The sequence below is a fragment of the Streptomyces sp. NPDC028928 genome (genome assembly GCF_055564915.1).
This window is the reverse complement of record NZ_JBVHVI010000016.1, coordinates 114,282-139,210: the sequence shown is the minus strand read 5'-3', so window position 1 is coordinate 139,210 and position 24,929 is coordinate 114,282. Positions and strand designations below refer to the sequence as shown.

The following is a 24,929-nucleotide window of genomic DNA, read 5'->3' as shown; positions in this document are numbered from 1 at the left end:
GCTAAAGCTCCGCCAGCAGTTCGGCCTTCTTCGAGGAGAACTCCTCATCGGTGACCAGCCCGGCCTGGTGCAGCTCCCCGAGATGACGGATCCGCTCGGCGATGTCGGCCGGGTCGCGTCGGGACACGGCCGGTGCCACGGGTACCGGCCCACGCGTCCGCACCGCCGCCAGCACCGCCGCGGCGAACGGCAGGGACTCGTGCACCGGGCCGTACCCCAGCCCGAACACCACCGACGCCGGGTCCTGGTCCGGCTGCGCGGAGCGGGCGGAGCCCGGATCGCGGGGCAGCAGGCGCAGATGTCCCTCGAAGAGTTCCGGCGACCGCCACTCCACCCCGCTCAGCTCGGCCACCGGGAAGCTCTGGTCGCCGGCCTTCCACTTCGCCGAGGACGCCCCGGTCCAGGACCAGCGGAACTGCACGGACGTGCCGTCGAAGGACGCCTTCCCGTCGTACGCCTTGAACTGCAGCGGAGCGTCGGGCGCCGCCACCAGGTGCCGCTCGGCCGGACCGGACTCGGTCAGCAGCCCCTTCAGCTCGTCGGCGTAGTACTCGGCGAGGGTCTCCCGCTCGGCCGGCAGCACCAGCCGGTACGGGTCCGCGCCCTCCTTCAGCTGGCCGTCGGCCGCCTCCATCAGCGGATCCGCGCCGGGACGCGGCTCCAGGCGCAGCACGACCGTGCCGCGCCTGCCCGGGGCGAGGCTCACCCCCTCGACCGCGGACAGCGGAATCCGGCGCTCACCGAGCGCCTGGAACAGCTTCGGTGTTCGAATCCCCCGTTCGTAACGGATGAGCACGGAGTCGGACTCGAACTCCCAGACGGCATGAAAACCCGCCAGTACGTCACCCATGCGGCTCATCGTATGCGGCACGTGCTCCTCCGTCGCCACCCGCGCAGACCGCACTTCCTGCTGTTTCTACGCGCGTCCGGCCGTCGTCGTGCCGGACAGACCGGACCGGCACGCATCGTTCTCCCGGGCGCACGTCACCTCGTCGTACGCCCCCACGCCGATGTCGGCGAGGTTGCGCAGGCTGTCCGTGCCGGGCTGGAAGTAACCGCTGTGGCCCTGGGCGTCCCGGGCCGACAGCACCCGCGCCCCGAACGCCGAGGACACCGGGTCGGCGCCGTGGCCGAGGCCGCCCAGCTCCAGGTACGGAACGTCCCGCACCCAGTCGCTGGCGTCCCGCATGGCCCACACCCGGGCCGAGGTGCCCAGGCGGGAGGCGCTGGCGGCGCGCATGCCGGGGCTCGCGGCCACCGCCAGGTCGGCGACCCGGCGGGGCATCCCGCGCGCGGCGACACCGCAGACCACCGAGCCGTAGCTGTGACAGAACATCGACACCGGGGACCGGCCGGGCAGGGCGCGCAGCAGCGCGTTCAGCCGTACGGCGCCCTCCTCGGCGCGCAGGCCGGTGGCCGCGTCCACCCCGAGACCGTCCGGGGAGGTGTAGTCGGCCCAGGCGATCACCGCCGTACGGGTCGCGGGGCTCGCCTTGCGCTCGGCCGCGTACAGCGCCTTGGCCATGCCGACCGGGGCGCTGTACCTGCGGTTCGTCCGCTGGAAGGTGAGCAGGTCGGTGTCGACGCCGGGGACGACGACCGAGATCCGCTGGGCCTTGGTGAGGTTGCCGAAGACCTCGGCGATCCGGCCCGAACCCTCGGGGTCGAAGGCCAGGATCTGCCGGCGGGGGTTCAGCAGGGACTCGTAGCGGTGCATCCGGCGGCCCGCGTCCTGCTGGCCCGCGGTGCTGAGCCGGCTGTCGTGCATGCGGGTGCGCTCGACCTTGCGGGCCTGGTCCAGCGCGATGCGGTTGGCCCGGTAGCGCAGGGAGACGGGGGCGCCGTTCATGTTGCCGACCGCGAGCGGGTAGCGGTGGGCGAGGCGGTCGCGCTCGCGCGGGGTGAGCGAGGCGAAGAAGCGGGCGAGGCGCGCCGGGGCGGCCTCGGGGTCCGGCAGGCGCAGACCGTGGATGTGGCCGTGCTCCCACTTGGTGAGCGAGGCCTGCAGGGCTGTCGACTCCCGGTGACTGCGCAGGGCGGTCCAGCCGGTGGTCGCGAGCATCACGAACACGACGGCCAGCGCCAGCAGTGCGCGCCAGACGTTCAATTGCGGGGAGGTGTCGAAGGAAGTCACTGGGAGGACACACTAGGAGAACGGGAGGGTCTCGCGGTAACCGAGTGACAGGGATCACGTTTCGTCGGTTACCGAACACGGTCTCGGTGATCTGCCCAACGATCTCAGCCGGTGCGCCAGTTTCCCGTGAGCGCCGAACCCACCTGATCGAGGTACTCCGCGGTGAGCGTGCGGATCGATTCCAGGCCGAAGTCCTCGCTCGTGCACCACCGCCGTTCCGAGACGCGGATCACAGCGCCGAAGACGGCCACCGCCAGCCGGGGCCGCGGGTCGGTGTCCACGTCGACGCCCTCCCGTTCGGCCAGCACGCGCGCGATGGTCTCCTCCGTCGCCGCCGACCGGCGCAGATGGGCGGCGAGCAGCGCGGGCGTGGACTCGATGGTCCGGTACATGCGCAGGTGCAGCTCGACCGGGACGACCGACTCGACGGTCTCGCGGATCGTGTCCCAGCCCTCCAGGAACGCCTGCCGCAGGGCCTTCATCGGCGCCTCGTGCGGCGGACGCGCGCGTACGGCCGCGACGAAGGCCGCCTCCGTCATCTTCTGCACCGTGAGGGCCACGTCCTCCTTGCCCGCGAAGTAGCGGAAGAAGGTGCGCTGGGAGACGTCGACGGCCTCGGCGATCTCGTCGATGGTGGTCCGCTCGTAGCCCTGGCTGGTGAACAGTTCGAGAGCGGCCCGCAGCAGCGACTCCCGCGTATGCCGCTTCTTGCGTTCCCGCAGCGTCTCCATGGCCTCTCTCTCCTGTCCGGGGATGTCGTGTCAGTAACCGACTAGTGAACTCGTTTGTCAACTGTCAGTGGCTGTCACTAGCCTGAGTGTATGACTAGTCAGACCACCGTCGACGCGACGGGGCCGGGGGACGAAGCACCGGCTGCTCCGTCGGGACCGCGGCCGGCCGCCGGCCTGCGCGGCCATCCGTGGCTCACCCTCATCACCGTCGCCGTAGGGGTCATGATGGTGGCCCTCGACGGCACCATCGTGGCCATCGCCAACCCGGCCATCCGGGACGACCTGAACGCGTCCTTCGCCGACGTGCAATGGGTCTCCAACGCCTACTTCCTCGCCCTCGCGGTCACCCTGATCACCGCGGGCAAGCTCGGTGACCGCTTCGGCCACCGGCAGACCTTCCTCATCGGTGTGACCGGCTTCGCCGCCGCCTCCGGCGCGATCGGGCTGTCCGGCAGCATCGCCGCGGTCGTCACCTTCCGGGTGTTCCAGGGCCTGTTCGGCGCGCTGCTGATGCCGGCCGCGCTCGGCGTGCTGCGGGCCACCTTCCCGGCCGAGAAGCTGAACATGGCCATCGGCGTGTGGGGCATGGTGATCGGCGCGTCCACCGCGGGCGGCCCGATCCTCGGCGGTGTCCTCGTCGAGCACGTCAACTGGCAGTCGGTGTTCTTCATCAACGTGCCGGTCGGTGCCCTCGCGCTGCTCCTCGGCGCGCTGATCCTGCTCGACCACCGGGCCGAGAACGCCCCGCGCTCCTTCGACCTGCTCGGCATCGCCCTGCTGTCCGGGGCGATGTTCTGCCTGGTCTGGGCCCTCATCAAGGCCCCGGCCTGGGGCTGGGGCGACAGCAAGACGTGGCTGTTCATCGCGGCGTCCGTGGTGCTCTTCGCCGTCTTCTCCTTCTGGGAGACCAAGGTCGCCGAACCGCTGATCCCGCTGGGCCTGTTCCGCTCGGTCGCGCTGTCGGCGGGTGTCGTGCTGATGGTCCTGATGGCCATCGCCTTCATGGGCGGCCTGTTCTTCGTGACGTTCTATCTGCAGAACGTCCACGGGATGAGCCCGGTCAAGGCGGGCGCGCACCTGCTGCCGCTCACCGGCATGATGATCATCGGCTCGCCGCTCGCCGGCACCGCGATCACCAAGCTCGGCCCGCGCATCCCGCTCGCCTTCGGCATGGCCGTGACCGCGGTCGCGCTGTACGGCATGTCGACGCTGGAGGCCGACACCGGCAGCGGTGTGATGTCCCTCTGGTTCGCCCTGCTCGGCCTCGGGCTCGCGCCGGTCATGGTCGGCGCCACCGAGGTCATCGTCGGCAACGCCCCCATGGAGCTGTCCGGCGTGGCGGGCGGCCTCCAGCAGGCGGCCATGCAGATCGGCAGCAGCCTCGGTACGGCGGTGCTGGGTGCCGTGATGGCCTCCAAGGTCGACAGCGTGCTGCCGGGCAAGTGGGCGGACGCGGGGCTGCCGAAGCTGACCCCCGGACAGCTGGACAAGGCCTCCGAGGCGGTCCAGGTCGGTGTGGCGCCGGTGACGAAGGACATGCAGGAGCGGGTCGCCGCGAAGATCACCACCGTCGCGCACGACACGTTCCTCTCCGGTATGAGCCTCGCCTCCCTGGTCGCGGCCGGTGTCGCGCTGGTCGCCGTCCTCGTCGCGCTGCTCACCAAGCGGGGCACGAACGCGGAGGCGGGCGCGGGCGTGGGCCACATCTGAGCGGCGGAGTTCCCCTATCAGGGTGACTCCGCTAAAGATCCCTCGCTCTCGGCACGCGCCGCAGGTCACAGTGGGTCAAGTCCTCCGCAGGGCATGGGAGGACGGACGGGCAGCGGCGCGCGCTGCTGGAGGGGGGCAGCGCGCGCACGTCTGTCCCGGCGAAACCGGGGTACCCGCAGACCGAAGCCGAACTGTCCGCAGACATCAGGGAGTTGATGATGGCAGGCTTCGGGCACGGAACGCGCGGGTACCCCCGGTCACGTGGCCGGACGTGGCAACGGACAGGGCCGGACCGTGCGACGCTCGGGATCATCGGCACGATCTGCGCGGTGGCCGGCTTCTTCGCGCTGGGCATCGTGCTGGGCCCGGTGGCGATGTTCTGCGGTTGGCAGGCGATGGGCCGCACGTGGTCGAACGACCGCGACGTCCCCGCTCTGGTGGCCCTGATCCTGGGCGCGATCGACACGCTGCTGGCCATCATCGCCCTGGCGGGCGCGGCGACCTGGGGCCACGGTCTCCTGTAGCCGACAGCCCCTCTCCGCCCAGCGGAAGGTGCTCCAGCGGCGGCGGCTGCGTGGTTGCCGACCGCGCGGCTGCCCGCCCCTGCTCGGGGCGCTCGGCCAGGCGAGCCACTTCGGCCCGGAGCAGCCGTACCTCCTCGGTCAGAGCGCTGATCGCCTCCGTCTGCCGCCGCTCCTCCACGTCGTCCTTGTCGAAGCGGGAGATGAACCACGCGGCGATGTTCGCGGTGACCACACCCAGCAGGGCGATCCCCGAGAGCATCAGCCCGACCGCGATCATCCGCCCGAGCCCGGTCGTCGGCGCGTGATCGCCGTACCCGACGGTCGTCATCGTGGTGAACGACCACCACACCGCGTCACCCAGCGTCCGGATGTTCCCGTGCGGTGACTCCCGCTCCACGGACAGCACGGCCAGCGACCCGAACATCAGCAAGCCGACCACGGCCCCGACGACATACGTGGTCAGCCGGATCTGCGGAGCCATCCGCGCCCGCCGGCCCACCAGCATCAGCGTCGACACCAGCCGCAGCAGCCGGAGCGGCTGCAGCAGCGGCAGGACCACCGCGCACAGGTCGAGCCAGTGCCGTCGTACGAACTGCTTCCGGTGCGGGGCGAGGGCCAGCCGGACCACGTAGTCGAGGGCGAACGCCCCCCACACCACCCACTCCACCGCCGTGCAGACGGCCGTCAGGGAGTGACCGGCGGAGGCGTCCACGATCGGCACCGCGTACGCGAGGGCGAAGGCCACCGCGAGCGCCAACAGCGGCCGCTGGGTGTGCCGCTCCCACCGCGCCTGCGCCGACAGTTGCTCCATGCCGGCAATCGTAAAGAAAGAGTAAGGGCGATGGAGAATCAAGCTCCATCGCCCTGAGCCGAGCGCGTGGGCTACGCGTCGCCGCCCGCCGCCCCCGGATCCGCCGCCGACACGTCCAGCAACTGGTACCGGTCGATGGCCTGCTTCAGCGCGGAGCGGTCGACCTTGCCCTCGCGTGCCAGCTCCGTCAGCACCGCCACCACGATCGACTGCGCGTCGATGTGGAAGAAGCGGCGCGCGGCGCCCCGGGTGTCGGCGAAGCCGAAGCCGTCGGCGCCGAGGGACTGGTACGTGCCGGGCACCCAGCGCGCGATCTGGTCCGGAACCGATCGCATCCAGTCGGACACGGCCACGAACGGACCCTCGGCACCGCTGAGCTTCCGTGTCACGTACGGCACCCGCTGCTCCTCCTCCGGATGCAGCAGGTTGTGCTCCTCGCACTCCACGGCCTCGCGGCGCAGCTCGTTCCAGGAGGTCGCGGACCACACGTCCGCCTTGACGTTCCACTCCTCGGCGAGGATCCGCTGGGCCTCCAGGGCCCACGGGACCGCCACGCCCGACGCCATGATCTGCGCCGGGATGGAGCCGCCGGTGCCCTCGCTGATCCGGTGGACGCCCTTGACGATGCCCTCGACGTCCACGTTCGCCGGCTCGGCCGGGTGCTGGATGGGCTCGTTGTAGACGGTGAGGTAGTAGAAGACGTCCTCGCCGTGCGGGTGCTCGGCCGAGCCGCCGTACATCCGGCGCAGGCCGTCCTGCACGATGTGCGCGATCTCGTAGGCGTACGCCGGGTCGTACGCCACGCACGCCGGGTTGGTGGACGCCAGCAGCTGGGAGTGGCCGTCCGCGTGCTGGAGGCCCTCGCCGGTCAGGGTCGTACGGCCGGCGGTCGCGCCCAGGACGAATCCACGCGCCAGCTGGTCGGCCATCTGCCAGAACTGGTCACCCGTGCGCTGGAAACCGAACATCGAGTAGAAGACGTAGACCGGGATGAGCGGTTCGCCGTGGGTGGCGTACGCCGAGCCCGCCGCGATCAGCGAGGCCGTGCAGCCCGCCTCGGAGATGCCGTCGTGCAGCATCTGGCCGGTCGGCGACTCCTTGTAGGCGAGCAGCAGATCGCGGTCCACCGCCTCGTACTGCTGGCCGAGCGGGTTGTAGATCTTCGCGCTCGGGAAGAAGGAGTCCATGCCGAACGTGCGGTACTCGTCCGGCGCGATCAGCACGAACCGCTTGCCGATCTCCTTGTCCCGCATGAGGTCCTTGAGGAGGCGCACAAAGGCCATGGTCGTCGCGATGGACTGCTGGCCCGTGCCCTTCTTCACGGTCGCGTACGCCTTGTCGTCCGGCAGGGCGAGCGGCTTCGCGCGGACGACGCGGGTCGGGACGTAACCGCCGAGCGACTTGCGGCGGTCGTGCATGTACTGGATCTCCTCCGAGTTCCGGCCCGGGTGGTAGTACGGCGGCAGGCCGGACTCCAGCTCCTTGTCGGAGATCGGCAGGTGCAGGCGGTCCCGGAAGCGCTTCAGGTCGTCGACCGTCAGCTTCTTCATCTGGTGCGTGGCGTTGCGGCCCTCGAAGTTCGGGCCCAGCGTCCAGCCCTTGATCGTCTTGGCCAGGATGACCGTCGGCTGTCCCTTGTGCTCCTTGGCCGCCTTGAACGCCGCGTAGATCTTGCGGTGGTCGTGGCCGCCGCGGCCCAGGTGCAGGATCTGGTCGTCGGTCATGTTCTCGACCATCGCGCGCAGCCGGTGGTCGTCGCCGAAGAAGTGCTCGCGGATGTACGCGCCGGTCTCGGTGGCGTACGTCTGGAACTGGCCGTCCGGCGTGATGTTCATCTTGTTGACCAGGATCCCGTCCCGGTCCTGCGCGAGCAGCGGGTCCCAGGTGCGGTCCCAGATCAGCTTGATCACGTTCCAGCCGGCGCCCCGGAAGACCGACTCCAGCTCCTGGATGATCTTGCCGTTGCCGCGCACCGGGCCGTCCAGCCGCTGGAGGTTGCAGTTGACCACGAAGGTCAGGTTGTCCAGGCCCTCACGGGCGGCCAGGGTGAGCTGGCCGAGCGACTCCGGCTCGTCCATCTCGCCGTCGCCGAGGAAGGCCCACACGTGCGACTTCGAGGTGTCGGCGATGCCGCGCGCCTGCATGTAGCGGTTCATCCGCGCCTGGTAGATCGCGCCGAGCGGGCCGAGGCCCATGGAGACCGTCGGGAACTCCCAGAAGTCCGGCATCGAGCGCGGGTGCGGGTAGCTGGACAGGGCGTTCGGGTACTTCGACTTCTCCTGGCGGAAGCCGTCGAGCTGCTGCTCGGTGAGCCGGTCGAGCAGGTACGCGCGCGCGTAGATGCCAGGGGAGGCGTGGCCCTGGAAGAAGACCTGGTCGCCGCCGTCGCCCTCGTCCTTGCCGCGGAAGAAGTGGTTGAAGCCGACGTCGTAGAGCGAGGCGGAGGAGGCGAAGGTGGCGATGTGGCCGCCGACGCCGATGCCCGGGCGCTGGGCGCGCGAGACCATCACGGCCGCGTTCCAGCGGGTCGCGTTCAGGATCCTGCGCTCGATCTCCTCGTTGCCCGGGAAGAACGGCTCGCTCTTGGTGGGGATCGTGTTGACGTAGTCCGTGCTGCGCATCTCGGGCACGGCCACGCGCTTCTCGCGGGCCCGCTCGATGAGGCGCAGCATGAGATAGCGGGCCCGCTCCCGGCCGCGCTCGTCGACGGCGGCGTCCAGGGAGTCGAGCCACTCCTGGGTTTCTTCGGGATCGAAGTCAGGAACCTGACTCGGAAGGCCGCCAATGATGATCGGGTTGCGATCGGATCCGGAAGCCACGCTGTTCCTTACCTGTCAGAGGGCCAGTTCTGCACCTGCCTACACCGTTCCCCATCGTGTACCTCGGGACGGCGTACGTCATCTGTACCGGTCAAAACGCAACGATACGCCCGGGGTGTGACGTGCTTGGCAAAGTTGTTCGAGCGACGTAACCCCGGATGATTCCGAACCGCGCAAACCGGGCACATCGGTGTGATGTGGCTGGCGTGGAACCGGGATACGCTGCCAGGAGTTGCGGCGACACGGCCGGGATCGTCACCGTTTCGACGGTCCCGACGGCCGGGTACTTGCGCGATCCGTCCCGCCCGTGTGGACTACGGCCAATGCTTCGCGCACGCGCGTGGCTGAGATACTTACCAAGACATGATCAGGAGGCAACCCGTGAGCGCGACCGCGGACCACGCGGAGGAGCGGACGAACCCTGCCGCCAGGCTGGGGTTCCAGCCCGGGCAGGTGGTCCAGGAGATCGGCTACGACGACGACGTCGATCAGGAGCTCCGCGAGGCCATCGAGGAAGCCGTCGAAGGCGACCTGATGGATGAGGACTACGACGACGTGGCCGACGCCGTTGTGCTGTGGTTCCGTGACGACGACGGCGACCTGACGGATGCGCTGGTCGATGCCACCACGTACATCGAAGAGGGCGGCTCGATCCTGCTCCTCACGCCGAAGACCGGACGTGCGGGGTACGTGGAGCCGAGCGACATCCAGGACGCCGCCAAGACGGCCGGTCTGACGGCCGCCAAGAGCGTCAGCGTGGGCAAGGACTGGAGCGGCTCGCGGCTGGCGACGCCGAAGGCGACCAAGCCCAAGAAGTGACCTGAGTCCGCCCCCGGACGGGCCGGCCCCGAATCGGCCCGTCCGCGGTCCCCGGTGATCGCTGCGTAGGGTGGGGTCCAGCGTTTGCTGTGCTCTCACCCGATCAGCCCACCGAAGGGATACACGACGATGGCGATCCAGGTCGGCGACAAGGCGCCCGACTTCGAACTGAAGGACAACCACGGCCGGAGCGTGAAGCTCTCGGACTTCCGCGGCGAGAAGAACGTGGTCCTGCTCTTCTACCCCTTCGCCTTCACCGGCGTGTGCACCGGCGAGCTGTGCGAGCTGCGCGACAACCTGCCGAAGTTCGCGGACCGCGACACCCAGCTGCTCGCCGTCTCCAACGACTCCATCCACACCCTGCGCGTCTTCGCCGAGCAGGAGGGCCTCGAGTACCCCCTGCTGAGCGACTTCTGGCCGCACGGCAACGTCTCGCGCGCGTACGGCGTCTTCGACGAGGACAAGGGCTGCGCCGTCCGGGGCACCTTCATCATCGACAAGGAGGGCGTCGTGCGGTGGACCGTGGTCAACGGCCTGCCGGACGCCCGTGACCTCGACGACTACGTGAAGGCGCTCGACACTCTGTGAGCCGTGCGGGCCGACACCTGTGACGGTTCGGCTCCAGGGTCTGCGGGGGGCGGGAACCCGTCACTAGGATCGGCACGTTGATCCCATATCCGAAGCACGACGGGGCTCCCCGCCCCTGGACACCACATGGAGGACCCGTGGGAGTCAGCCTCAGCAAGGGCGGCAACGTATCGCTGACGAAGGAGGCCCCGGGCCTGACCGCCGTCATCGTCGGCCTGGGGTGGGACGTGCGCACCACGACCGGCACGGACTTCGACCTCGACGCCAGCGCGCTGCTGCTGAACAACTCCGGCAAGGTCATCAGCGACCAGCACTTCGTCTTCTTCAACAACCTCAAGAGCCCCGACGGCTCGGTCGAGCACACCGGTGACAACCTCACCGGTGAGGGCGAGGGCGACGACGAGCAGATCAAGGTCAACCTGGCCGGCGTGCCGGCCGACGTCGACAAGATCGTGTTCCCGGTGTCGATCTACGACGCCGAGAACCGCCAGCAGTCCTTCGGCCAGGTCCGCAACGCGTTCATCCGCGTCGTGAACCAGGCCGGCGGCCAGGAGATCGCCCGCTACGACCTGAGCGAGGACGCCTCCACCGAGACCGCCATGGTCTTCGGTGAGCTGTACCGGCACGGCGCGGAGTGGAAGTTCCGCGCGATCGGCCAGGGCTACGCCTCGGGTCTTCGTGGTATCGCGCAGGACTTCGGCGTCAACGTCTGACGACAGGCGTGTGAGGACCGAAAGCCCTTGAGACCGGCGCCGCTCCGTTTAGGGGCGGCGCCGGACGCGCAGGACAACCAGGGAAGCACCACCAGGGGAGGACCAGCATCATGGGCGTCACACTCGCCAAGGGGGGCAACGTCTCCCTCTCGAAGGCCGCACCGAACCTCACCAACGTCATGATCGGGCTCGGCTGGGACGCGCGGTCCACCACCGGCGCCCCCTTCGACCTGGACGCCAGCGCGCTGCTGTGCGGGGCCGGCAACCGGGTGCTGGGCGACGAGTGGTTCGTCTTCTACAACCAGCTCAAGAGCCCCGACGGCTCCGTGGAGCACACCGGTGACAACCTCACCGGTGAGGGCGAGGGCGACGACGAGTCCGTCCTGGTGGACCTCGCCAAGGTGCCGCCCCAGTGCGAGAAGATCATCTTCCCCGTCTCCATCCACATGGCGGACGAGCGCGGCCAGACCTTCGGCCAGGTCTCCAACGCCTTCATCCGCGTGGTCAACCAGGCCGACGGCCAGGAACTGGCCCGCTACGACCTCAGCGAGGACGCCTCCACCGAGACCGCGATGATCTTCGGCGAGCTGTACCGCTACCAGGGTGAGTGGAAATTCCGTGCAGTCGGTCAGGGGTACGCGTCGGGGCTCAGGGGGATCGCTCTAGACTTCGGAGTCAACGTTTCGTAAAACTCGGTACGGCTCGGGGGAGACCCGTACACACCACGATGGGGTAGCCAGTGCTTCTGAAAACCTTCGGCTGGTCGTTCGCGGTCACCGCGCTCGGTCTGGTCGCGGCGGCGTTCTACGGGGGGTGGACCGCCTTCGGGCTCGTGGCGATCCTGGCCATCCTGGAGATCTCGCTGTCCTTCGACAACGCGGTGGTCAACGCCGGAATCCTGAAGAAGATGAACGCCTTCTGGCAGAAGATCTTCCTCACGGTCGGTGTCCTCATCGCCGTCTTCGGCATGCGGCTGGTCTTCCCCGTCGTCATCGTCGCGATCAGCGCCAAGCTGGGCCCGATCGAGGCGGTCGACCTCGCGCTCAACAACAAGGACCGCTACCAGGAGCTGGTCACCGACGCCCACCCGGCGATCGCCGCGTTCGGTGGCATGTTCCTGCTGATGATCTTCCTCGACTTCATCTTCGAGGACCGGGACATCCAGTGGCTGCGCTGGATCGAGCGGCCCCTGGCCAAGCTCGGCAAGGTCGACATGCTGTCGGTCTGCATCGCCCTGATCGTCCTGCTGATCACCTCCTTCACCTTCGCCACCCACGCCCACCAGCACGGCGGCGCGCACGTCGACAAGGCGCAGACGGTCCTGATCGCCGGTATCGCCGGTCTGATCACCTACATGGTCGTCGGCGGTCTCTCCGGCTACTTCGAGGACAAGCTGGAGGAAGAGGAGGAGCGCGAGCACGAGGAGGAGGAAGAGGCCGCCCGCACCGGCAAGCAGAAGCCCGCGATCGTCCTGGCCGGCCAGGCCGCGTTCTTCATGTTCCTCTACCTGGAGGTCCTGGACGCGTCCTTCTCCTTCGACGGTGTGATCGGCGCCTTCGCCATCACCAACGACATCGTCCTGATGGCCCTCGGCCTGGGCATCGGCGCGATGTACGTCCGGTCGCTCACGGTCTACCTGGTCCGCCAGGGCACCCTCGACGAGTACGTCTACCTGGAGCACGGCGCCCACTACGCCATCGGCGCCCTCGCCGTGATCCTCATGATCACCATCCAGTACGAGATCAACGAGGTCATCACCGGCCTGGTCGGTGTCGTCCTGATCGCCTGGTCCTTCTTCTCCTCCGTCCGCCGCAACCGCGCCCTGGCCGCGGCCGGCGAGGGCAGCGACGACAAGGCCGAGGTCTCCTCCGGGGTGTGACACCCCGGCGGGTGAGGAACGCTCTGAGCGGGGCGGCCGACACGGTCGGCCGCCCCGTCGGCGTCACAACAGGTACCTGGGGGCGGGAATGGGTTTCTTCGACGGACTGCTGGGCGGGCGCGCGGCCGACTTCGACTCGGGCAACGCCTCGAGCAACGCCATCGAACTGACCAAACGGCACCAGACGGTGTCCCTCACCAAGCAGGAAGCGGCCACCGGCCACCTGCGCATCAACCTCTCCTGGCGGATGCGCACCTCGGACTTCGACGGGATCCAGCGGACCAGCCTGTTCCGGCACCCCTTCAAGGCGCTGAAGCCGCCGGAGGTCCTGGGCCACGGGCAGAGCATGGTCAACGTCGACCTCGACCTCGGCTGCCTCTACGAGCTGGCCGACGGCACCAAGGGCGTCGTACAGCCGCTCGGCGGCTACCTGGGCGACGTCAACGCACCGCCGTACATCAAACTCAGCGGCGACGACCGGTTCGGCTCGGCGTCCGGCGAGACCATGTACGTCAACCTCGACCACCGCGACGCCCTCAAACGCCTGCTGGTCTTCGTCTACATCTACGACCAGACGCCCGCCTTCGACCGTACCCACGCCGTCGTCACCCTCTACCCGAGCAACGGCCCCCGCATCGAGATAGGCCTCGACGAACGCCACCCCCAGGCCCGCTCCTGCGCCGTGGTCATGATCGAGAACATCAAGGGCGAACTGATGGTCCGCCGCGAGGTCAAGTTCGTCTACGGCTTCCAGGGCGAACTGGACCGCCTGTACGGGTGGGGGCTGCAGTGGGGCAGGGGTTACAAGACGAAGGTGGACAGGTGAACGCGCTGAACCCGCGCACTACCGCCCGATGAACTGCGGCCCCTGCGGAGGCAGCCGGAAGTAACCGTCCCCCGCCACAGCCGCCGGCGCCGGCATCGGCTGGGGGTAGCCATAGGCGGGCGGCTGCGCCGGAACCGCGGCCGTCGGCTGCTCCGGAGGCAACGGCTGGGACGAGGCCGGCTCCTCCTCCATCTCGGACTCGTCCACCGAGATACCGAAGTCCGTGGCGAGCCCCTTCAGCCCGTTCGAGTAGCCCTCGCCCAGCGCCCGGAACTTCCAGCCCTCCCCGCGCCGGTACAGCTCACCGCAGATCAGCGCCGTCTCCGCGCCGGTCTCCGGCTTGATCTCGAAGCGGGCCAGCGGCTCCCCGTCGGCCACCGCCGCGTCGTACAGCAGGATGCACAGCGCCGGCACCTGGTCGAAGGCGACCCCGTCCGCGGAGGCCACCAGCACGATCCGGCCGACACCCGGCTCCACACCGGAGAGGTCTGTCTGGATCGTGTCCGTGAGCCCCTCGGCGATCCGCTTCTTGCCGAGCCGCCACACCTTCCCGGAGGGGTGCCGGGGCTGGTTGTAGAAGACGAAGTCCTCGTCGGAGCGCACACGGCCGTCGGGGCCCAGCAGCAGCGCCGACACATCCACGTCCGGTACGCCCTGCCCGGGCGTCCAGCGCAGCACGGCGCGCACCGTGGTGGCCTCCAGCGGGACGTTCGACCCCTTCAGCATCGCGTGCGTCATGCGGTCATCCTGCCCTCTCGGTCCTGGTCACGACAATGCGGGGGGTGGCGGCGCCGACATGGGCGAGTTACCGGAAATTCATGCCCGCCGGGAACCCCCGACATGGATCCCTACGTACTATTACCGGCCACCCTTTGCCGAACCCACAGGCCTGACCCGCACCCTGAGGGAGTCCTATGCGTCATTTCGGGCACATCGCCCCCGAGGTGCGACAGCGCCTCTTCCATCAGGAGCCGTGCGCGTTCACCGCCGACTCCCCGGCCCGGCTGCTCTCCGCGGCCCTGGGCGCCACGCTGTACAGCCCGGCCACCCGGCCCCGGCTCGCCGACGACATCGTCAAACAGGCCGGCAACGGCGTGGTCTCGATGGTGCTGTGCCTGGAGGACTCGATCGACGACGCGGACGTCGGCGCGGGGGAGGAGAACCTGGTCCGGCAGTTCGCCGAGCTGGCCGCCCGGCCCGGCGTGGAGCCGCCCCTGCTGTTCATCCGGGTCCGCGCCCCCGAGCAGATACCGGACCTGGTCCGCCGCCTCGGCCCGTCCGTGCCCCTGCTGTCCGGGTTCGTGCTGCCCAAGTTCACCGAGGAACGCGGCATCCCCTTCCTGGAGGCCCTCACCACGGCCGAGAAGGCCTGCGGCCGGCGGCTCTTCGCCATGCCCGTCCTGGAGTCCCCGGAGCTGCTCTACCGCGAGTCCCGCGTGGAGACCCTGGAGGGGATCTTCCGCGCGGTCGACAAGTACCGCAACCGGGTGCTGGCCCTCCGCCTCGGCGTGACCGATTTCTGCTCCTCCTACGGCCTGCGCCGCGCCCCCGACATGACGGCCTACGACGTGCAGATCGTCGCCTCCGTGATCGCCGACGTCGTGAACATGCTCGGCCGCGCCGACGGCACCGGCTTCACCGTCACCGGCCCGGTCTGGGAGTACTTCCGCGTTTCCGAACGCATGTTCAAGCCGCAGCTGAGGCAGAGCCCCTTCGTGGAGGTGCAGGCCGCCGAGCTGCGCGCGAAGCTGATCGAACACGCCATGGACGGACTGCTCCGGGAGATCTCCCTCGACCAGGCCAACGGCCTGCTCGGCAAGACCTGCATCCACCCCTCGCACGTCCTGCCCGTCCACGCACTCTCCGTGGTCAGCCACGAGGAGTTCAGCGACGCCCAGGACATCCTGCGGCCGGAACGCGGCGGCGGGGGTGTACTCCGGTCGGCCTACACGAACAAGATGAACGAAGTGAAACCGCACCGCGCCTGGGCCGAGCGGACCCTGCTGCGCGCCGAGGTGTTCGGCGTCGCCAACGAGGACGTCGGCTTCGTGGAACTGCTCGCCGCCGGCATACCCGGCTGAACCTTTCTCCACCTCTCCAAGGAACGCATGAACAACGCAGTGAACGACGGGGTCTGGTCCGGCAGCTGGGTCGCCGAGCGGCTCGGGGTCGGACTCGTGGGCGACGACGAGCTTCCGGCGCTGCTCGGACTGGCCCTGCGGCGCAACCCCAAGCGGGCCCACCTGCTGGTCTCGAACGTCCTCGGCAAGCACGTGCCGCAGTCGCCGGCCGTGGTGTACGAGTACGGGGTCCGGCTGGGCCGACGGGTCGCTGCGCTGCTCGGCGAGGCTGAGGCGGCGGCTGCTGTAGTCCTCGGTTATGCGGAGACCGCGACCGGGCTCGGCCATGCGGTGGCTGACGGGCTCGGTTCAGCGCCGTATCTGCACTCCACGCGGCGGCCGGTGGCCGGGGTCGCCCTGGCGGGCGGGTTCGAGGAGTCGCACTCGCACGCCACGTCGCATCTGCTGCTGCCGGAGGACCCCGGTCTACTGGCCGGGGACGGGCCGCTGGTGCTGGTGGACGATGAGTTCTCCACCGGTAACACCGTGTTGAACACCATTCGTGACCTGCATGTGCGGTATCCGCGGAAGCGGTATGTGGTGGTCGCTCTGGTCGATATGCGCTCGGCCGAGGATTCCGGCCGGTTGGAGCGGTTCGCGGAGGAGATCGGGGCGCGGGTGGATCTGGTTGCCGCCGCGTCCGGGGTCGTGCGGCTGCCGGAGGGTGTGCTGGAGAAGGGGCGGCGACTGGTCGCGGAATGTGAGTCCGCCGGGTGCGGGACCGTTGTGGCTGGTCGCGCGGTTCCCCGCGCCCCTGGAAGGGCGCCTCAGTCGGACCAGGTCGTAAGGGTCGACCTGCACTGGCCTTCCGGCCTCCCCGACGGCGGTCGGCACGGGTTCACCCCCGCCCACCGCGCCCGTCTCGAAGCCGCCCTGCCCGGCATGGCCGCCCGCCTGCGCGACGCCCTCCCCGCCGGCGCCCGGCGCGTGCTCGTCCTCGGCTCCGAGGAGCTGATGTACGCCCCGCTGCGGCTCGCCCGTGAGCTGGAGCGGGACATGGACGCCGAGGTGCGGTTCTCCACCACCACGCGGTCACCCGTGCTCGCGGTGGACGACCCGGGCTATGCGATCCGTACCCGGCTGGTCTTCCCGGCCCACGACGACCCGGCCGACGGGCCCGGCGAGCGGTACGCCTACAACGTGGCCGGCGCCGGTTTCGACGCCGTCGTCACCGTGGTCGACTCCGTCGCCGACACCCCCGCCCTGCACGCGCCCGACGGCCTGCTGGCCGCCCTCGCCGCGCACGTCCCGCACGTCCTGCTCGCGGTCGTACCCTCGTACGTCCCGCACGCTCCCGAAAGGCCGGTCATGCTGCCCGAGCCCCTCCGCGGCCCCGCATTCTCCTCGTACGCGCCGGAGGAGGTCGGCTGGCTGCTCCAGGACCTGTCCGCCGTGACCCTGGAGGCGCCGACCGAGGAGCGGGAGGAGGCCATCCAGAGCGGCGGTGCGCACTACGCCGAGTCGCTGCCGGTGGAGTACCAGCCCAGCGCGCAGTACCAGGAGCTGTTCCACGCGGCGCTCGACGCGTCGGCGGCCCGGATCGCGCAGGCCGTCGGTGTGGTGACCGAGACCGTCATCACCGAGCGGTCGCCCCGGCCGGTGCTGGTCTCCCTGGCCCGCGCGGGCACCCCGGTCGGGATCCTGATGCGCCGGTGGGCGCAGTTCCGGCACGGCCTGGACCTTCCGCACTACGCCGTGTCGATCGTGCGCGGCCGGGGCATCGACGCCAACGCCCTGCGCTGGCTCGCCGACCGTCACGACCCCCGGGACGTCGTCTTCGTCGACGGCTGGACCGGCAAGGGCGCGATCACCCGGGAACTCGCCCAGGCCGTCGAGGCGTTCGAGGCCGCCGAGGGGGTCACCGGGTTCGACCCGGAGATCGCCGTCCTCGCCGACCCCGGCTCCTGCGTGCGCACCTACGGCACCCGCGAGGACTTCCTCATCCCCTCCGCCTGCCTGAACTCGACCGTCTCCGGGCTGATCTCCCGTACGGTGCTGCGCGCCGACCTGGTCGGCCCGCACGACTTCCACGGCGCCAAGTTCTACCGGGAACTGGCCGGCGCCGACGTCTCCGTGGCCTTCCTCGACGCCGTCTCCGCCCGCTTCCCGGAGGTCGCCGACGCCGTAGAGGGCGCGGTCAAGGAGCTGCTGGCCGCCGACCGCACCCCCACCTGGGCGGGCTGGCGGGCGGTGGAGCGGATCAGCGAGGAGTACGGCATCCACGACGTCAACCTGGTCAAGCCGGGCGTCGGCGAGACCACCCGGGTGCTGCTGCGCCGGGTGCCGTGGAAGATCCTCGCGCGTGAGGGCGCCGGCGCCGACCTGGACCATGTGCGGCTGCTCGCCGAGCAGCGCGGGGTGCCGGTCGAGGAGGTCGGTGACCTGCCGTACACCTGCGTCGGCCTCATCCACCCCAAGTACACGCGGGGCGCGACGGGCGCCGACGGCAAGGCGGTGAACGTCTGATGCCGGTGCTGGTGGCGAGCGACCTCGACCGTACGCTGATCTACTCCTCGGCGGCCCTGGCGCTGACCATGCCCGATGCGCGGGCGCCCCGGCTGCTGTGCGTGGAGGTGCACGAAGCCAAGCCGCTCTCCTACATGACGGAGACCGCGGCCCAGCTGCTGACCGACCTCGGGGACACGGCCGTGTTCGTGCCGACGACGACCCGGACGCGCAAGCAGTACCAGCGCATCAACCTGCCGGGCCCGCCGCCCGCCTACGCGATCTGCGCCAACGGCGGGCACCTGCTGGTGGACGGGGTCACGGACGCCGACTGGCACGCGCGCGTACTGGCGCGGCTCGCGGACGAGTGCGCGCCGCTGGAAGAGGTCAGCGAGCACCTGCTGCGGTCCGCCGACCCGGTGTGGGTGCGCAAGCACCGGATCGCCGAGGACCTGTTCGCCTATCTGGTGGTGGAGCGCGAGCTGCTGCCCGCGGACTGGGTGAAGGAGCTGGCGGTGTGGGCGGAGAACCGCGGCTGGACGGTGTCCCTGCAGGGCCGCAAGATCTACGCCGTCCCGAAGCCGCTCACCAAGAGCGCGGCCGTCCGCGAGGTCGCCCGGCGCACCGGCGCGGAGCTGACGCTGGCCGCCGGCGACTCCCTCCTCGACGCCGACCTGCTCCTGGCCGCCGACAGGGGCTGGCGCCCGGGCCACGGCGAACTGGCGGACACGGGCTGGACGGCCCCGGAGATCAGCGCACTGCCGGAAAGGGGGGTCCTGGCGGGGGAGCGGATCCTGCGGGAGTTCCTGAGAGCGGTGCGGCAGCCGACGTAGGGGACGCCCCGTAGGCGGCTACCCGCAGCACCCTCCGCCGCAGCACCCGCCCGCCCGCGGGGCCGGAGCGGGCGTGGAGGCCTGCGACACGCCGCCCACGGCAACCGTCGACAAAAGCTTGACCGTGTCGTCGTGCCCGGCGGGGCACGTCGCGGGGGCGGCCGACTGAGCCATGGGCCGGTTGAGTTCGAACGTGTCGCCGCAGGTCCGGCAGCGGTACTCGTAACGAGGCATGGGCCCAGGTTAGCCGTCAAGGCCTGGCCGGGGGCATCTCAATGTTTCCTGAGTGTTGCTTTTCATCCGGCATATGTGCAGGTCATTCGAAAACGTTACTGATAATTTGTGAACGCCGTTGCGAGGATGCTCAGCTCACCCGCGCGAGCAAGACCGAGTGCGGAGGGAGACGCAGGCGTGACCGATGCGTCGCAGGGGGAGGGCGGCCCCATGGGGGGTGGCCGTGGCGAGAAGAAGCCGTCGGGAGCCGACGAGACCCTGCATCTGAGAGTCGACGCCCTCAGGGCGGACGAGACCATGCAGTTGCGCGTTCCCCCGCCACCGGAGCCAGCCGCTCCGGGCGGCGGCCGGGCCGAGCGCCGCCGCGGCGCGCGCTCCGCCGGACGGGAGCGCACCGCGGCGGCGGACGCGGTCACGGCCGCGCTCGGCCGCGTGCTCGGGCCGCTCGGCCGCCTGCTCGGGCCGCTGGCCCCGTACGCGCGCCGCATGGCCCCGTACGCCCGCCGGCTGAAGCCGGTCTATCCGCGCCCCGGCCGCACCGGCTGGCGGCGCTGGATACCCTCCTGGCGCCAGTGGCTCGGCGCCACCCTGACCTCGTTCGGTCTGCTCAGCGCGTTCCTCGTCACCGCGTACGCGATGACGGACATACCGGACAACCTCAACTCGTACGCGACACAGCAGGACAACGTCTACTTCTGGTCCGACGGCACCCCCATGGCCCGTACGGGCTGGGTGCAGCGGCAGGCGATGCCGCTGAAGGACATACCCCCGGACGTCCGCTGGGCGGTGCTCGCGGCGGAGAACGAGAGTTTCTACTCGGACCCGGGCATATCCGCCAAAGGCATCACCCGGGCGGTGTTCCGCACGCTGGGGCAGGGGGACACCGAGGGCGGATCGACCATCACCCAGCAGTACGTGAAAAACGTCTACCTGACACAGAACCAGACGATCAGCCGTAAATTCACCGAGGCGATGATCGCCCTCAAGCTCGACAACAAGATGAGCAAGGACCAGATCCTGGAGGGCTATCTCAACACCAGCTGGTTCGGCCGTGGCAGCTACGGCATCCAGCGCGCCGCCCAGGCCTACTACGGCAAGGACGTCGGCAAGCTCAACGCCTCCGAGGCGGCCATGCTCGCCTCCCTGCTCAAGGGCGCCGGCCTGTACGACCCCACCCTCAACAAGGCCAACCACGCGCGGGCCGTGGAGCGCTGGTCCTGGATCCTGGACCGCATGGTCACCATCGGCAAGCTGTCGCCGCAGGAGCGGGCCGAGTACACCACGTTCCCCGAGCCGCTGAGAAGCAACCCGCTGTACAACACGGGTGCGCAGAGCGACTACCTGGTGGAGCTGGCGTCGCAGTACGCCAAGAAGGCCGCGCACCTGACGGACAAGCAGTTCGACCTCGGCGGCTACCAGATCTACACGACCTTCGACCGCAAGCGGGAGAAGGCCCTCACCGACGCCGTCACCAAGGCCCGCAAGCAGGCGAAGAAGGACGATCCGCAGGCGGCGAAGAACGGCCACTACGGCGCCGCCTCGGTGACCGCGGACGGCCGGATCCTCGCCGTCTACGGCGGCCCGGACCACCGTAAGCAGGGCTACAACGAGTCCAACGCGACCACCGTCCCGGCCGGCACCGCGTTCACGCCGTTCGTCTACGCCGCCGGACTCGAACACGGTGTGCACAAGACACGCGTGGGACCCGCAACCCCGGTCACCCCGGACAGCGTCTACAACGGCGACGACGGCGTGCCCGTCACCACCCCCGAGGGGCCGTACTGGGACCGCAGCGGCAAGAAGGTCGCCGCGCACAACGACGGCGGCAAGTCCTACGGACAGATCACCCTGCGCGAGGCGATGGCGAAATCGGTGAACACCCCGTTCATGCAGCTCGGCATGGACACCGGCCTGGACCAGGTGCGCCAGACCGCCGTGGCCTCCGGACTGCTGTCCTCCAGCATGGGCCCCCAGGTGCCCGCCCTGTCGATGGGCAACTCCACGCCCAGCGCGATCCGGATGGCCAGCGGCTACGCCACCTTCGCCGCCCAAGGCAACCACACCGAGCCGTACTCGGTGCGCCGCATCACCCGCAACGGCTCCCCGGTCCCGCTGGCCACCCCGCACCCCAAGCGCGCCGTCGGGGCCCAGGTGGCCGAGGAGGTCACCGAGGCGCTCACCGACTCCTTCCGCACCGCCCACCCCGAGGCGGCGGCCGGCCGCCCCGGGGTCTCCGGAAAGGCCGGCACCACCGAGAAGGACACCGCCGCCTGGTACGTCGGCACGGCCGACTCCGTGTCCACCGCGATCGTCGTCTACCGGATCGACCTGGCCAAGTCCCTGGAGCCACTGCCGCTCAAGGGCCTGGCCGGCACATCCGCCAACAGCGTCCCGTATGCCCTCTGGTCGGCAGCGACGGGCCTCGGCTGAGCCGGGACCCGTGCACCCTCCCCTTCCGCAGAATGAGCCGCGCATGCCCCGCAAGATGTCGTCGTCAGGCCGCCGTCGAGCCCCTCGCCGCCGCGGTGCGCCCCGCGCCACCCGGCCGCAGGTCCTGACGCTGGCCGCCCTCCTCGTCGTGGCCTCGCTCGTGGCCGGGTTCCTGGCGCTGTCCGGCACGGACAGCAGCAGCACCCCGGCCGCCGCGGCCGGCAAGAAGCCCACGACCGCGCCGAAGGCCTCCCCGACCCCGGAATGGGACGGCAAGACGAAGATCCTCGGCGACGGCTCCACCTCCTACACCGGGCCCCAGAAGGGGCAGCTGAAGCCGAAGCCGCTCAAGCCCGGCGAGAAGCCCCCGCAGTTCGTGGTCTTCTCCTGGGACGGCGCGCTGCAGGGCAGCGACCAGCTGTTCTCGCACTACCGGGAGCTGGCCAAGGAGTACAACGCCCACATGACCTTCTTCCTCACCGGCATCTACCTGCTGCCCAAGAGCAAGAAGGCCCAGTACCACGGCCCCATGCACTCCCCGGGCGACGCCGCGATCGACTACGCCACCGACGACCACATCCGCACCACACTGGAGCAACTGGGCAAGGCCTACGAGGACGGCAACGAGATCGGCACCCACTTCAACGGCCACTTCTGCGGCGCCAAGGGCGGCGGCGACTGGAGCGTGCAGGAGTGGAAGAGCGAGATCGACCAGTTCTACTCCTTCGTGGAGCACTGGAAGACCAACACCGGCTGGAAGGACGTACCCGCGCTGCCCTTCGACTTCAAGAAGGAGGTCGTCGGCGGCCGCGCGCCCTGCCTGGAGGGCCAGCCCAACCTGCTGAAGGCCATCAAGAGCTACGGCTGGCGCTACGACGCCAGTTCCCCGGGCGACTTCCAGATATGGCCCAGCAAGAAGAACGGCATCTGGGACTTCCCGCTGCAGCTGCTGCCGTACACGGACGACGTCCAGGCCCTGTCCATGGACTTCAACTTCCTCTACAACCAGTCCGACGGCGAGACCCAGGGCGACCCCGCCAAGTTCGCCGAGTGGGAGCAGATGACCGTCGACTCGTACATGAAGGGCTTCAACCGCGTCTACTACGGCAGCCGGGCCCCGCTGTTCATCGGCAACCACTTCGAGGACTGGAACGGCGGCATCTACATGAAATCCGTCGACCAGGTCGTCAAGAACGTCTGCACCAAGAAGGGCGTCAAGTGCGTCTCCTTCAAGGAACTGGCCGACTGGCTCGACGTGCAGAAGCCGCAGACCCTGGCCGCCCTGCGCAGCCTGGACCCCGCCCAGTCGCCGGACTGGTCCGCGGTCGTCAAGTGACAAGTACGGGCAGGGCATTCCACTTGTGCAACCCCCTTCACAACCGCCGCATCCGTCATGGCAAGATGCCCCTCGCCCGGTAGGTGTACCGGCGTAGAGGGGAACATCATTGAAATCTAGAAGACTGAGCCGTGGGCGGCGCCGTACGGCCATAGTGACCGCCGCGGCTGCCTCCGTGGTCGCCGGCGTGGCCCTGGTGCCCAACTGGAGCGCGGGCGCGGCCGTGACCGACGACCCGACGGTGGACGCGGCCACCAAGGCGACCTTCCAGCGGCTGGCCGACGCGGTCTTCACCGACCGCACGCAGGCCCTCGTGGAGGGCGCCGGCAAGCAGCAGACCCGGCACACGTCCGGCTTCTCCGGCTCCGTGCGCCTGTCCGGCGGGCAGACCCGCGAGGAGAAGTCCGCGCTCGACGCGCTGCGCGACCGCCGCAGCCGCCTCGCCCGCCTGGGCGAGACGTACCGCGCGGGCAGCACCAAGGTCACGCTCGACGCCACCCAGGTCAAGGGCCGCCACGCCAAGGTCGCCGTCACCGAGACCACGACGCTGACCTACGACAAGACCACCGGCAAGAGCCCGAAGACCACCGGGTTCCAGGCCCACCACGAGCTGACCTTCCAGGCCGACCGGCACGGCACCTGGCAGCTCACCGGCATCCGCGACACCGACGACGGCTACCTCGCCGTCAACCAGGTCGCCAAGCCCACCGTCGCCAAGGTCAAGACCGCCGGCGACGACGACGGCCCGCCCTCCGCGGCCCGCGCCGCCACCACCTGGCCCGCACCCGCCAACGCGAAGAACTTCTCCGCGACCGGCTACGACTACAAGGCCATGGTGGCGTACGCCCAGAAGTACTGGAACAACTACAACCCCGCCTACCCCGACTTCAACGGGCAGGGCGCCGGCGGCGACTGCACCAACTTCGTCAGCCAGGCCCTGAAGGCCGGCGGCTGGAAGCACGTACCCGGCTACACGTACGACTTCCACAAGTGGTTCGGGAACTCCGAGATCCAGTCCGACTCTTTCGTCGGCGTCAACGAGTTCTCCTGGTTCGCCCTGTCCTCCAAGCGGGCCACCAGCCTCGCCAACGTCTACCAGATGGACCTCGGCGACGTGCTGCAGATGGACTTCAACCGCGACGGGTCCAAGGACCACTCGATGATCGTCACCTACCGGGACCGCCGGGGCGTGCCGTACGTGAGCTACCACTCCACCAACACCTACAACCGGTCGGTGGCCAGCCTCGTCGCCTCGTACTCGAACGCGGCGTTCCACGCCTACAGGACCTGACCCCGTCCCGGCTGACGCGGGCCCTGCCGCCCCTCGACCTCCCCCGGCCCCGGCTGCTGCTCCTGCCGCATCCGCCGCTCCTGCGGGGAGGCCTCCGGGTGGCGGGCCCGCCAGTACGGGTTGTCGTGCGGCAGGGCATGGCCGACCCGGCCGTACATGCCGAACGTCATCAGCAACAGACCCACGATGAAGCTGAAGAAGACGTTCTGGATCCTGAAGGCCAGGAAGTTGCTGTCGGTGTCCAGCAGGCCGAGGAACAGGAAGCCGTTCAGCAGGAACAGCACCCCGAGCACCATGTTCAGCGTCGACGCGAAGTTCCCGCCGATCACCATGCCGGCCAGCAGGATCGCGCCGATGCAGATCGACAGCACACTGAGCGCGCCGTTGGTGTTCAGCCCGGCGACCGTGTCACCGCCGGTGTTGAAGAAGCCGATGTGGTCGATCACGCCGAGAACGCCGAAGACGACCAGGAACGTGCCGATCAGGCCCGCGCCGATCCGGTAGACCGTGTTCAGCCGGTGATCCACCGGCAGATGGTCGTCCAGCCGGGGACGCCGCCGCTCCTCGGCCTTCCTCGAATGCACTGCGTGTGTGGCCATGTCCGCCTCCTCGGGCGCTAGCGGAGGCCATCCGTCCTCTTCAATATCCGCTTGCCCCGCACCCCCGGCAACACACACAGGCCACGG

At 69.6% G+C, this 24,929-nt stretch carries 22 protein-coding genes; 14 read left to right on the top strand and 8 right to left on the bottom strand.

The window, feature by feature from the left end:
• Position 1 precedes the first annotated feature (1 nt).
• From ACZ4U1_RS33315 to ACZ4U1_RS33305, 3 genes are all read right to left on the bottom strand, one after another.
• A complete protein-coding gene (locus ACZ4U1_RS33315; protein ID WP_467907898.1) occupies positions 2–850 on the bottom strand; it encodes a DUF4429 domain-containing protein in 849 nt (282 codons plus the stop codon).
• A 66-nt stretch (positions 851–916) separates the two neighbouring features.
• Positions 917–2,134: an alpha/beta hydrolase gene (locus ACZ4U1_RS33310; RefSeq protein ID WP_467907897.1), complete on the bottom strand. Its 1,218-nt coding sequence runs from the start codon at positions 2,132–2,134 to the stop codon at positions 917–919.
• A gap of 104 nt (positions 2,135–2,238) precedes the next feature.
• Positions 2,239–2,865 carry a TetR family transcriptional regulator gene (locus ACZ4U1_RS33305; protein ID WP_467907896.1) on the bottom strand — a complete coding sequence of 209 codons (627 nt, stop codon included), beginning with the start codon at positions 2,863–2,865 and terminating at the stop codon, positions 2,239–2,241.
• Positions 2,866–2,955: 90 nt separating this feature from the next.
• Between ACZ4U1_RS33305 and ACZ4U1_RS33300 the strand changes: the two genes are divergently transcribed.
• The gene (locus ACZ4U1_RS33300) at positions 2,956–4,575 is read left to right on the top strand and encodes an MFS transporter (protein WP_467907895.1); all 1,620 of its coding nucleotides are present in this window, start codon (positions 2,956–2,958) and stop codon (positions 4,573–4,575) included.
• Positions 4,576–4,793: 218 nt separating this feature from the next.
• Positions 4,794–5,099, top strand: a complete 306-nt coding sequence (locus tag ACZ4U1_RS33295) for a small hydrophobic protein (protein ID WP_189294080.1) — start codon at positions 4,794–4,796, stop codon at positions 5,097–5,099.
• On the opposite strand, the gene ACZ4U1_RS33290 is transcribed toward ACZ4U1_RS33295, so the two are convergent.
• Together ACZ4U1_RS33290 and aceE are read right to left on the bottom strand one after the other, a co-directional pair.
• Positions 5,053–5,910, bottom strand: a complete 858-nt coding sequence (locus tag ACZ4U1_RS33290) for a potassium channel family protein (RefSeq protein ID WP_467907894.1) — start codon at positions 5,908–5,910, stop codon at positions 5,053–5,055. The two genes, ACZ4U1_RS33295 and ACZ4U1_RS33290, sit on opposite strands and share 47 nt — an antisense overlap.
• A gap of 71 nt (positions 5,911–5,981) precedes the next feature.
• Entirely contained in the window at positions 5,982–8,729 is a 2,748-nt protein-coding gene (aceE, locus tag ACZ4U1_RS33285; RefSeq protein ID WP_467907893.1) for a pyruvate dehydrogenase (acetyl-transferring), homodimeric type, read from the bottom strand.
• A 381-nt stretch (positions 8,730–9,110) separates the two neighbouring features.
• Between aceE and ACZ4U1_RS33280 the strand changes: the two genes are divergently transcribed.
• The 6 genes from ACZ4U1_RS33280 to ACZ4U1_RS33255 all read left to right on the top strand — a co-directional run bounded on the left by ACZ4U1_RS33280 (position 9,111) and on the right by ACZ4U1_RS33255 (position 13,554).
• Entirely contained in the window at positions 9,111–9,548 is a 438-nt protein-coding gene (locus ACZ4U1_RS33280; protein WP_059249203.1) for a DUF3052 domain-containing protein, read from the top strand.
• 129 nt (positions 9,549–9,677) lie between these two features.
• Positions 9,678–10,136: a peroxiredoxin gene (locus ACZ4U1_RS33275; RefSeq protein WP_467907892.1), complete on the top strand. Its 459-nt coding sequence runs from the start codon at positions 9,678–9,680 to the stop codon at positions 10,134–10,136.
• Positions 10,137–10,273: 137 nt separating this feature from the next.
• A complete protein-coding gene (locus ACZ4U1_RS33270) occupies positions 10,274–10,849 on the top strand; it encodes a TerD family protein (protein WP_014672465.1) in 576 nt (191 codons plus the stop codon).
• A gap of 110 nt (positions 10,850–10,959) precedes the next feature.
• Positions 10,960–11,538 (top strand): TerD family protein, encoded by a 579-nt coding sequence (locus ACZ4U1_RS33265; RefSeq protein ID WP_189294074.1) that lies wholly within the window; start codon positions 10,960–10,962, stop codon positions 11,536–11,538.
• 50 nt (positions 11,539–11,588) lie between these two features.
• Positions 11,589–12,728: a DUF475 domain-containing protein gene (locus ACZ4U1_RS33260; protein WP_467907891.1), complete on the top strand. Its 1,140-nt coding sequence runs from the start codon at positions 11,589–11,591 to the stop codon at positions 12,726–12,728.
• Between the two features lie 88 nt (positions 12,729–12,816).
• Positions 12,817–13,554, top strand: a complete 738-nt coding sequence (locus ACZ4U1_RS33255; RefSeq protein ID WP_467907890.1) for a TerD family protein — start codon at positions 12,817–12,819, stop codon at positions 13,552–13,554.
• Between the two features lie 18 nt (positions 13,555–13,572).
• Here ACZ4U1_RS33255 and ACZ4U1_RS33250 read toward each other — a convergent pair whose 3' ends face one another.
• A complete protein-coding gene (locus tag ACZ4U1_RS33250; protein ID WP_467907889.1) occupies positions 13,573–14,292 on the bottom strand; it encodes a TerD family protein in 720 nt (239 codons plus the stop codon).
• A 176-nt stretch (positions 14,293–14,468) separates the two neighbouring features.
• On the opposite strand from ACZ4U1_RS33250, the gene ACZ4U1_RS33245 reads away from it, so the two are divergent.
• The 3 genes from ACZ4U1_RS33245 to ACZ4U1_RS33235 are packed head-to-tail and all read left to right on the top strand — an operon-like array spanning position 14,469 to position 18,952.
• Positions 14,469–15,635: an HpcH/HpaI aldolase/citrate lyase family protein gene (locus ACZ4U1_RS33245; protein WP_467907888.1), complete on the top strand. Its 1,167-nt coding sequence runs from the start codon at positions 14,469–14,471 to the stop codon at positions 15,633–15,635.
• Positions 15,636–15,662: 27 nt separating this feature from the next.
• The gene (locus tag ACZ4U1_RS33240; RefSeq protein ID WP_467907887.1) at positions 15,663–18,140 is read left to right on the top strand and encodes a phosphoribosyltransferase; all 2,478 of its coding nucleotides are present in this window, start codon (positions 15,663–15,665) and stop codon (positions 18,138–18,140) included.
• Complete coding sequence (locus ACZ4U1_RS33235; RefSeq protein WP_467907886.1) at positions 18,140–18,952, top strand: HAD family hydrolase; 813 nt, start codon at positions 18,140–18,142, stop codon at positions 18,950–18,952. The genes ACZ4U1_RS33240 and ACZ4U1_RS33235 overlap by 1 nt, the downstream gene beginning before the upstream one ends.
• A gap of 18 nt (positions 18,953–18,970) precedes the next feature.
• Here the strand turns inward: ACZ4U1_RS33235 and ACZ4U1_RS33230 are convergent, their stop codons facing one another.
• Complete coding sequence (locus ACZ4U1_RS33230; protein ID WP_467907885.1) at positions 18,971–19,186, bottom strand: FmdB family zinc ribbon protein; 216 nt, start codon at positions 19,184–19,186, stop codon at positions 18,971–18,973.
• 486 nt (positions 19,187–19,672) lie between these two features.
• On the opposite strand from ACZ4U1_RS33230, the gene ACZ4U1_RS33225 reads away from it, so the two are divergent.
• The 3 genes from ACZ4U1_RS33225 (at position 19,673) to ACZ4U1_RS33215 (ending at position 24,243) form a co-directional block, all read left to right on the top strand.
• Positions 19,673–21,616 carry a transglycosylase domain-containing protein gene (locus tag ACZ4U1_RS33225; RefSeq protein ID WP_467907932.1) on the top strand — a complete coding sequence of 648 codons (1,944 nt, stop codon included), beginning with the start codon at positions 19,673–19,675 and terminating at the stop codon, positions 21,614–21,616.
• Between the two features lie 43 nt (positions 21,617–21,659).
• Positions 21,660–22,952 (top strand): polysaccharide deacetylase family protein, encoded by a 1,293-nt coding sequence (locus ACZ4U1_RS33220; RefSeq protein WP_467907884.1) that lies wholly within the window; start codon positions 21,660–21,662, stop codon positions 22,950–22,952.
• A gap of 154 nt (positions 22,953–23,106) precedes the next feature.
• On the top strand, positions 23,107–24,243 hold the full coding sequence (locus tag ACZ4U1_RS33215; RefSeq protein WP_467907883.1) for an amidase domain-containing protein: 1,137 nt from the start codon (positions 23,107–23,109) through the stop codon (positions 24,241–24,243).
• On the opposite strand, the gene ACZ4U1_RS33210 is transcribed toward ACZ4U1_RS33215, so the two are convergent.
• Complete coding sequence (locus tag ACZ4U1_RS33210) at positions 24,231–24,842, bottom strand: DUF4383 domain-containing protein (RefSeq protein ID WP_467907882.1); 612 nt, start codon at positions 24,840–24,842, stop codon at positions 24,231–24,233. The two genes, ACZ4U1_RS33215 and ACZ4U1_RS33210, sit on opposite strands and share 13 nt — an antisense overlap.
• Between the last annotated feature and the right edge of the window lie 87 nt (positions 24,843–24,929).